Origin of the sequence: Flavobacterium sp. (genome assembly GCF_036515215.1) — a bacterium.
Lineage (GTDB): Bacteria > Bacteroidota > Bacteroidia > Flavobacteriales > Flavobacteriaceae > Flavobacterium.
Genome location: NZ_DATBVQ010000113.1, coordinates 1 through 8,445, shown reverse-complemented (window position 1 = coordinate 8,445; position 8,445 = coordinate 1). Strand labels below are relative to the sequence as shown.

Genomic DNA, 8,445 nt, shown 5'->3' with positions numbered 1-8,445 from the left:
CTCCCGCATGAAAATCAATTGCATAATCCACATAAGGCAACACCTCATTCAGTAAATGATATGCAAATCTGCTGGCTAAGGAACCCGATTTGTTTCCGGGGAATATCCTATTTAAATCGCGACCGTCAGGAAACTCCCGTTTTTGATTTATAAAACCAAAAACGTTGATCACTGGAATACATATAATAGTTCCGGTTTTTGGTTTGTTTATCTTTTGTATAATGATTTGGCGTACAATTTCAACCCCGTTGATTTCATCACCATGCAATCCAGCCGAAAGTAAAATGGTGGGGCCGTCTAATTTAGAACGTTCAACGATTATAGGAATTTTAAGAGGCGTCATCGTATGAAGTTTTGCGATTTCCATATCGATGGTTTTGCTTTCGCCGGGTAAAATAACTTCTCCTAAAATAGTTATGGGTCTTATGTTTTTCATGTGTAATTAAAAGGCTAAATGTAGAAATAATTATTTGTAATTCGTAAATTTGGATTCAAAACAAAAATTAATAGAATCGCCATACCTCAATAAATACTGCTGTGTATCTTTGTGAAATATCAATAAAATGCAAAACCCAACTCTCGAGCTTCAAATACAGACTTTACCGGACGGTCCTGGCGTTTATCAATACTATGATAAGGAAGGGAAAATATTGTATGTCGGAAAGGCCAAAAATTTAAAAAAGAGGGTTTCGTCCTATTTCAATAAGATTCATGATACGGCCAAAACCAATGTGCTGGTCAAGAAGATCGTTACCATCAAACATATAGTGGTGCCTACCGAAACAGATGCCCTTTTATTGGAAAACAACTTGATAAAAACATTGCAGCCTAGATACAATGTATTATTGCGCGATGACAAAAGTTACCCCTGGATATGCATCAAGAAAGAGCCTTTTTCCCGCATTTTTTCCACAAGAAGAATGGTCAAGGATGGTTCTGAGTATTTTGGTCCCTATACTAGTTTCAAGACAGTTAATACCATCTTAGAACTGATAAAAGAATTGTACCCGCTTCGTACCTGCAATTATGATTTAAATAAATCAAATATAGAAACCGGAAAATTTAAAGTTTGTCTCGAATACCACATTGGAAATTGCAAAGGCCCATGTGAAGGTTACGAATCTTTAGAAAACTATCAAAAGCAAGTCGATGCCATTCGCGAAATTCTAAAAGGGAATTTCAAGGAAAGCATGAAAGACTTTAAAAAGGTGATGACGGAGCTTGCTCAAAACATGCATTTTGAAGAAGCCCAAAAAATAAAGGAAAAAATAGAAGTGCTCAAGAATTACCAATCCCGCTCCACGATTATAAATCCAAAGATAACCAATATTGATGTGTTCTCCATCGTTTCAGACGAAAGTGTCGCATATGTAAATTTCCTGCAAATTTCCCACGGATCCATTATTCGCTCGCATACGATGGAAATAAAGAAAAAACTTGCGGAAACGGATGAAGAGTTATTGGAGCTGGCGATTATTGAATTGAGAGAACGTTTTCAATTGTTGTCTCGGGAAGTTCTCGTTCCGTTTTCAGTAGATTTGGGCGAAAACATAAAAGTTACCGTACCTCAGTTAGGGGACAAAAAACAAATTTTGGACCTTTCTATCCGCAACGCCAAATTTTACAGGATTGAACAACTGAAGCAATTGCAGATTGTAGATCCTGACAGGCATGCTAATCGGATCATGGCGCAAATGCAGAAGGATTTGCGATTGCCTTTCGAGCCAAGGCATATCGAGTGTTTTGACAACTCGAATATTCAAGGGACAAACCCTGTTGCGGCTTGCGTGGTCTTCAAGGACGGAAAGCCAAGCAAGAAAGATTATCGTCATTTTAATATCAAGACGGTTGAAGGTCCAGATGATTTTGCGTCTATGACGGAGGTTGTTTACCGCCGTTACAAAAGGCTTTTGGACGAAAACCAGCCTTTGCCACAACTGATAATCATCGATGGCGGGAAAGGACAATTGTCGGCGGCGCTTAAAAGTATCGATGAATTGGGATTAAGAGGAAAAATAACCGTCATCGGAATTGCAAAGAGACTAGAGGAGTTGTTTTATCCCGGAGATTCAATTCCGCTATATTTAGACAAGAAATCAGAAACACTTAAGGTAATTCAACAATTGAGAAATGAAGCCCACCGATTCGGGATAACCCACCATAGAGACCAGAGGAGTAAAGCTGCATTAAATTCATCGATAGAATCCATTCCCGGAATAGGCGAGAAAACGATGCTCACATTGATACAGCAATTTAAAAGTGTTAAAAGAATAAAATTGGCAACAGAAAAAGAAATTTCTGACGTTATAGGTGTATCAAAAGCAAAAAAAATTGTCGACTTTTACAATTCCGTAAAGGAATGAATTTGAGATTAGTAATGAAAAACAACCTGTAGCGAAAAAATGCAAATATCCTTTATGAAAAAATATTTTGTTGTAATTCTGATGTTTTTCAGTTGTGTGACGATGTTTTCACAAAAGCAAAACAGACCAAAAGTAGGTTTGGTTTTAAGTGGCGGTGGGGCAAAAGGATTCGCACACATAGGGGTTTTGAAGGTGCTGGAAGAAGCGGGCGTGAAAATCGATTACATAGGAGGAACTAGCATGGGCGCTGTGGTAGGGGGTCTTTATGCCAGCGGCTACAATGCCGCGCAAATTGATTCGATTTTCAAGGATACCAATTTCGATGAATTGATTAATGACTTCATTCCGAGATCCTCAAAAAACTTTTACGAAAAACGAAACGATGAATTGTATGCGTTAGTTTTGCCTTTCAACAAGTTCAATATTGGAATACCTCAAGCGCTTTCAAAAGGGCTTTACAATTTTAATTTACTGACTAGGTTAACCAGGAATGTACGGCACGTAAGAGACTTCAATAAGTTGCCAATCCCTTTTTTATGCATAGGATCCAATATTGAAACTGGGAAGCAGGTTATCTTAAGCGAAGGGAATTTGGCTCAGGCCTTACTTGCCAGTTCGGCATTTCCGTCTTTATTTTCCCCAGTGGAAATCGACGGCCAACTATTGGTCGATGGCGGTGTTACTAATAATTATCCAATTGATGAGATCAGGAAATTAGGTGCAGATATTATAATTGGAGTTGATGTCCAAGACGATTTAAGGGACAGGACAACACTTAATGATGCCACAAAAATTTTGGTGCAAATTACGAACCTTCATTCGATAGAAAAAATGAAGGGAAACATCCAAAAAACGGATATTTATATCAAGCCTGACATTACTGAATATGGAGTGATATCATTTGACAAAGGGAAAGAGATTATTGAAAAGGGGGAAGAGGCGACATTTTCCGTTTTCGAGAAAATAAAAGAATTGGGGTATAATGATTCAATACAATACAAAAAACCCAAATTAAGAATCGAAAAGGACAGTTTAAAAGTAAAAAACATAAATATTACTGATCTGGACAATTTCACTTACGAATATGTACTGGGGAAATTAAGATTTAAACCGGGATCTACAATTAGTTACAATCAGTTGGAAGCCGGAATTAACAACATTAATGCAACAAACAACTTTAGCGTCATAAGTTATTCACTGGATCCAAATGGAGAAGATGACGATCTGAATCTTAATTTGAAAGAAAATCCTACTAAATCCTATTTGAAATTCGGATTGCACTACGATGGTCTGTTCAAAAGTGGTGTATTGGTAAACTTAACCCGTAAAAAAACCTTATTCAAAAATGACGTTGCTTCATTGGATGTTGTACTGGGGGACAATTTCAGGTATAATTTTGATTACTACATCGAAAACGGATATAATTTGAGCTTTGGTTTTAAGTCCTTTTTCAATCAATTCAACAGGAACGTTACGAAGGATATTAGTAGTTTAGATTTTGAGTCGCTTGGTTTGAATACTATAAATGTTGATTTTGCAGACATAACGAATCAAGTTTATTTCCAATCTTTATTTGTGCAAAAATATTTGATTGGCGGAGGCCTGGAGTATAAGTTTCTAAAAATTAAGTCCGAGACCTTGTCTAATATGAATCCAATAATAGATAAGAGTGATTATCTGAGCGTATTTGGATATATGAAATATGACTCTTTTGACAACAAATATTTCCCTAAAAAAGGATGGTATTTTTCTGGCGATATCCAGTCTTATTTGTTGTCATCGGATTACACTAAGGAATTTAATACTTTCTCCATCGCAAAAGCAGATTTTGGTGTTGCCGCAACAATTTTTAAAAACGCAACAATTAAAATCCAGTCGGAAGCCGGTTTTTCTTTTGGTAATGACAGTGTCTCTTTTTTCAATTTCGTTTTGGGTGGTTACGGATACAATCCCATAAATAATTTTAGGCATTTTTACGGCTATGATTTTTTAAGCGTCGCAGGCAACAGTTACATAAAATCAACCGGAACAATCGATTATGAGTTCTACAAAAATAACCACCTGAATTTTTCTGCCAATTTTGCCAATTTGGGTGACAGGATTTTTGAATCTGTCAGTTGGATTTCGCTACCCAAATATTCGGGTTATGCGGTTGGATATGGTCTTCAAACGGTAATTGGCCCCATTGAAATTAAACATACTTGGTCACCTGAAACTGGCAAGGGATATACTTGGTTTAGTGTTGGATTTTTGTTTTAAACTTAAACTATATCAATAAAAATTCCGATATTTGTTATAATGAAAAAGAAATGGAACGGTTTATTGGATTATCTTCAATTCCTTATCAAGAGAAATCCTGAGTAAGAAGTTATTTTTTGATTTAACGTAGTGCGTTATAAAGTGATCTCAACTTTAAACTGTTAAACTTATAAATAAAAACAATCATGCCATTATACCATAAATTAGGGGATTTCCCTCAAAAAAGACACACGCAATTTGAAAAACCAAATGGGGATTTGTATTATGAACAACTCTTTGGAACAGAAGGTTTTCATGGAAACTCTTCGTTACTATATCATGTGCATAGGCCAACACAGGTAAAGGAAATCACAAAATCCTATTCCGTTGAACCCAAGATTGCCATTGGTAAAAATATAAAATCATTATTGCTAAAAGGATTTGACTTGAATCCTGAAGATGATTTCCTGGACAGCCGCAAAGCCATGTTGGTAAATAAAGACTGTACGATAGGGCTCGCTGCGCCGCAAAAATCATTGCGCGAATATTTCTATAAAAATGCCGACGCGGACGAAATGATTTTCATTCACAAAGGGAAAGGGAAATTACGCACCATGATGGGGAATATTCCATTTGAATATGGCGATTACCTTATTATTCCGAGAGGAATCATCTATCAAATTGATTTTGAAACATCCGCAAACAGACTGTTTTATGTAGAATCTTTTGCGCCATTTTATACGCCCAAACGTTATAAAAACGAATCCGGACAACATCTGGAGCACTCCCCATTTTGCGAACGCGATTTTATATTGCCGAATGAATTGGAAACCCACGATGAAAAAGGAGATTTTCTAATTAAAATCAAAAAGGAGGGCATGATGCACGAAGTGATTTACGCGACACATCCGTTTGATGTAGTGGGTTGGGATGGTTACAATTACCCTTACGGGTTCAGCATCCACAATTTTGAGCCCATTACAGGACGGGTACATCAACCGCCGCCGGTGCACCAAACATTCGAAACTTCGACATTTGTTGTTTGTTCGTTTGTTCCGAGATTGTACGATTACCATCCAAAAGCAATTCCGGCACCTTACAATCACAGCAATATTGACAGTGACGAGGTCTTGTATTATGTAGACGGTGACTTTATGAGCCGCAACAATATCGAGCAAGGACACATAACATTGCACCCAAAAGGGATCCCTCACGGACCGGCTCCCGGAGCAATGGAAAGAAGCATCGGTCATACAAAAACCGAAGAGTTGGCTGTAATGGTCGATACATTTAGACCCCTCATGGTAACTGAAGAAGCCATGGGATTAGATGATGGTAAGTACTATAAATCATGGCTAGAGTAAGTCGTCGCGAGGAATGGAGCAATCCGCTAAGTATATCATTATACTATTTAAAATATTAATTAATAAGGAGCTATTTCCTGCTATCCGTTACAATCTTTTTTTCAGTGAAAAGGACTTCAAAAAAGGATTTCCACTTTTATCAGGGCTAGGCTTTGGAGTAAACAACAGTATTCGGTTATGATGAAAAACCGAATCATAAAAAATAAATACCATGTCAAAAGAAGTAAAATCAGTAGAATACGGACTAGAGAAAATATTCGAAGGAGCGCAAGATTTCCTTCCATTATTAGGGACGGATTATGTAGAATTCTACGTAGGTAACGCAAAACAATCGGCGCATTATTATAAAACCGCTTTCGGATACCAGTCTTTGGCCTATGCGGGATTGGAAACAGGGGTAAAAGACAGGGCTTCCTATGTTTTAAAACAAGATAAGATCCGCATCGTGCTTACAACGCCATTAACTCAAGATTCTCCAATACACGAACACTTGAGAAAACATGGGGATGGAGTAAAGGTGGCCGCCCTATGGGTTGAAGATGCCACAAGTGCCTATGAAGAAACAATGAAACGTGGTGCTCGCTCTTTTATGGAGCCAACGGTAGAGAAAGATGAATTTGGAGAAGTGGTGCGTTCAGGGATTTATACCTATGGTGAAACAGTTCACATTTTTGTGGAGCGAAAAAACTATACAGGTGTTTTCTTGCCGGGTTATAAAGAATGGAAGTCGGATTACAATCCAGAACCAACAGGATTAAAATACATAGACCACATGGTAGGAAATGTGGGTTGGAATGAGATGAACACTTGGGTTAAGTTCTACGAAGATGTGATGGGGTTTGTTAATTTTCTTTCATTTGATGACAAACAAATTAATACCGAATATTCGGCCTTAATGAGTAAAGTAATGTCCAACGGAAACGGAAGGATAAAGTTTCCGATAAACGAACCTGCGGAAGGAAAGAAAAAATCCCAAATTGAGGAATACCTTGATTTCTATGGTGGACCTGGGATACAACATATCGCTATTGCAACAGATGACATCATCAAAACGGTGAGCCAATTAAAAGCGAGGGGGATAGAATTTTTGTCCGCGCCTCCGCATACCTATTACGAAGCTATTCCTGACCGATTGGGTGAGCACATGAAAATGATGAAAGAAGATTTAAATGAAATAGAAAGATTGGCTATCATGGTGGATGCCGATGAGGAAGGCTATTTATTACAAATTTTCACAAAACCGGTACAGGACAGACCAACTTTGTTTTTCGAAATTATCCAAAGAATGGGGGCGAAAGGCTTTGGAGCAGGTAATTTCAAAGCATTGTTTGAATCTATTGAGAGAGAGCAGGCATTGCGAGGAACGTTGTAAAAACGCATTTTTTTTACATTATGTGAAAAAATAACCATCGAACAACGGGCTTTTTTGTCAATGTTGTGTTAAACTTTTTTTTTTCGTTTTAATATGTGGTTTTGTTAATTACCTTTGCACTCGCAAAATGGAAGGGGTGGTTTCCTTCCTAATTGATATAAATTTCATAATTTATAGTTTTTTGGTTAGTTAATAGCATAAAAACTCAGTCATAATTTGACTGAGTTTTTTTGTTTTAATATATTTGGAACAAAATTTGCAACTGCAGTCAATAAATAGATAAAGTAAGTTATGAAAAAAGTAATACTCTTCTCGTTATTGATATTAACAGTAAGTTTTGACTCCCCCAAAGAGGATGCATATGATGTTGGCGAATGGTTTAAATTCAGAATCCATTATGGTTTTGTAAATGCCGGCTATGCAACCTTGGAGGTCAAAGATGCCATAGTAAACAATAAAAAAACATTTCATGTTGTCGGTAAAGGCTACACTACAGGAATGTCTCGGTTTTTCTTCAAAGTGGACGATTTATATGAAAGTTACATCGATAAGGATTCCGGTAATCCATATCAATTCGTAAGAAAGATTAATGAAGGGGGTTACACCAAAAACCAGGAAGGTTTTTTTAACCAAGGAGCCAATAGGGTTTTGGTAAGAGATTATAAGCATAAGAGCGAAAAAACTTTTGTCGTTCCCAAAAATACCCAAGATATTTTATCCGCCTTTTATTATTTGAGGAACTATCCCAGTATAGATAAAATTAATCCGGGGGAAACAATTGCGATCGATATGTTTTTTGACGACGAAACCACAAAATTTAAGTTAAAGTTCATAGGTCGTCAAGATATTACGACTAAATTTGGCACCGTATCTTGCATGATCTTCAAACCATATGTTCAGTCAGGACGCGTTTTTAAAGAACAAGAAAGTTTAACTGTCTGGATATCAGACGACAATAACAGATTGCCTGTTAGGATAAAGGCAGATCTGGCCGTAGGGTCGATTAAAGCGGATCTGGAGGCATTTAAAGGATTGAATAATCCGTTTAAAATTAAAAAATAATGGAAATTAATGGGAATACAGAAGCTATTTTAAAGGAAATCGAGCT

Annotated in this window: 6 protein-coding genes; 5 read left to right on the top strand and 1 reads right to left on the bottom strand. The window is 37.1% G+C overall.

Annotation, left to right across the window (positions count from 1 at the left end; genetic code table 11):
* Nucleotides 1-436: succinylglutamate desuccinylase/aspartoacylase family protein (locus VIH09_RS07850; RefSeq protein WP_331579606.1), on the bottom strand; the 436-nt coding region annotated here is incomplete at its 3' end.
* A gap of 127 nt (nt 437-563) precedes the next feature.
* Here VIH09_RS07850 and uvrC point away from each other — a divergent pair.
* From uvrC to VIH09_RS07825, 5 genes are all read left to right on the top strand, one after another.
* Nucleotides 564-2,363 carry an excinuclease ABC subunit UvrC gene (gene uvrC / locus VIH09_RS07845; protein ID WP_331579604.1) on the top strand — a complete coding sequence of 600 codons (1,800 nt, stop codon included), beginning with the start codon at nt 564-566 and terminating at the stop codon, nt 2,361-2,363.
* Between the two features lie 54 nt (nt 2,364-2,417).
* Nucleotides 2,418-4,622, top strand: a complete 2,205-nt coding sequence (locus tag VIH09_RS07840) for a patatin-like phospholipase family protein (RefSeq protein ID WP_414656146.1) — start codon at nt 2,418-2,420, stop codon at nt 4,620-4,622.
* A gap of 185 nt (nt 4,623-4,807) precedes the next feature.
* Nucleotides 4,808-5,965 carry a homogentisate 1,2-dioxygenase gene (locus tag VIH09_RS07835; protein WP_331579602.1) on the top strand — a complete coding sequence of 386 codons (1,158 nt, stop codon included), beginning with the start codon at nt 4,808-4,810 and terminating at the stop codon, nt 5,963-5,965.
* A 211-nt stretch (nt 5,966-6,176) separates the two neighbouring features.
* Nucleotides 6,177-7,337 (top strand): 4-hydroxyphenylpyruvate dioxygenase, encoded by a 1,161-nt coding sequence (hppD, locus tag VIH09_RS07830; protein WP_331579600.1) that lies wholly within the window; start codon nt 6,177-6,179, stop codon nt 7,335-7,337.
* 291 nt (nt 7,338-7,628) lie between these two features.
* Nucleotides 7,629-8,399, top strand: a complete 771-nt coding sequence (locus tag VIH09_RS07825) for a DUF3108 domain-containing protein (protein ID WP_331579598.1) — start codon at nt 7,629-7,631, stop codon at nt 8,397-8,399.
* The last annotated feature ends 46 nt before the right edge of the window (nt 8,400-8,445 follow it).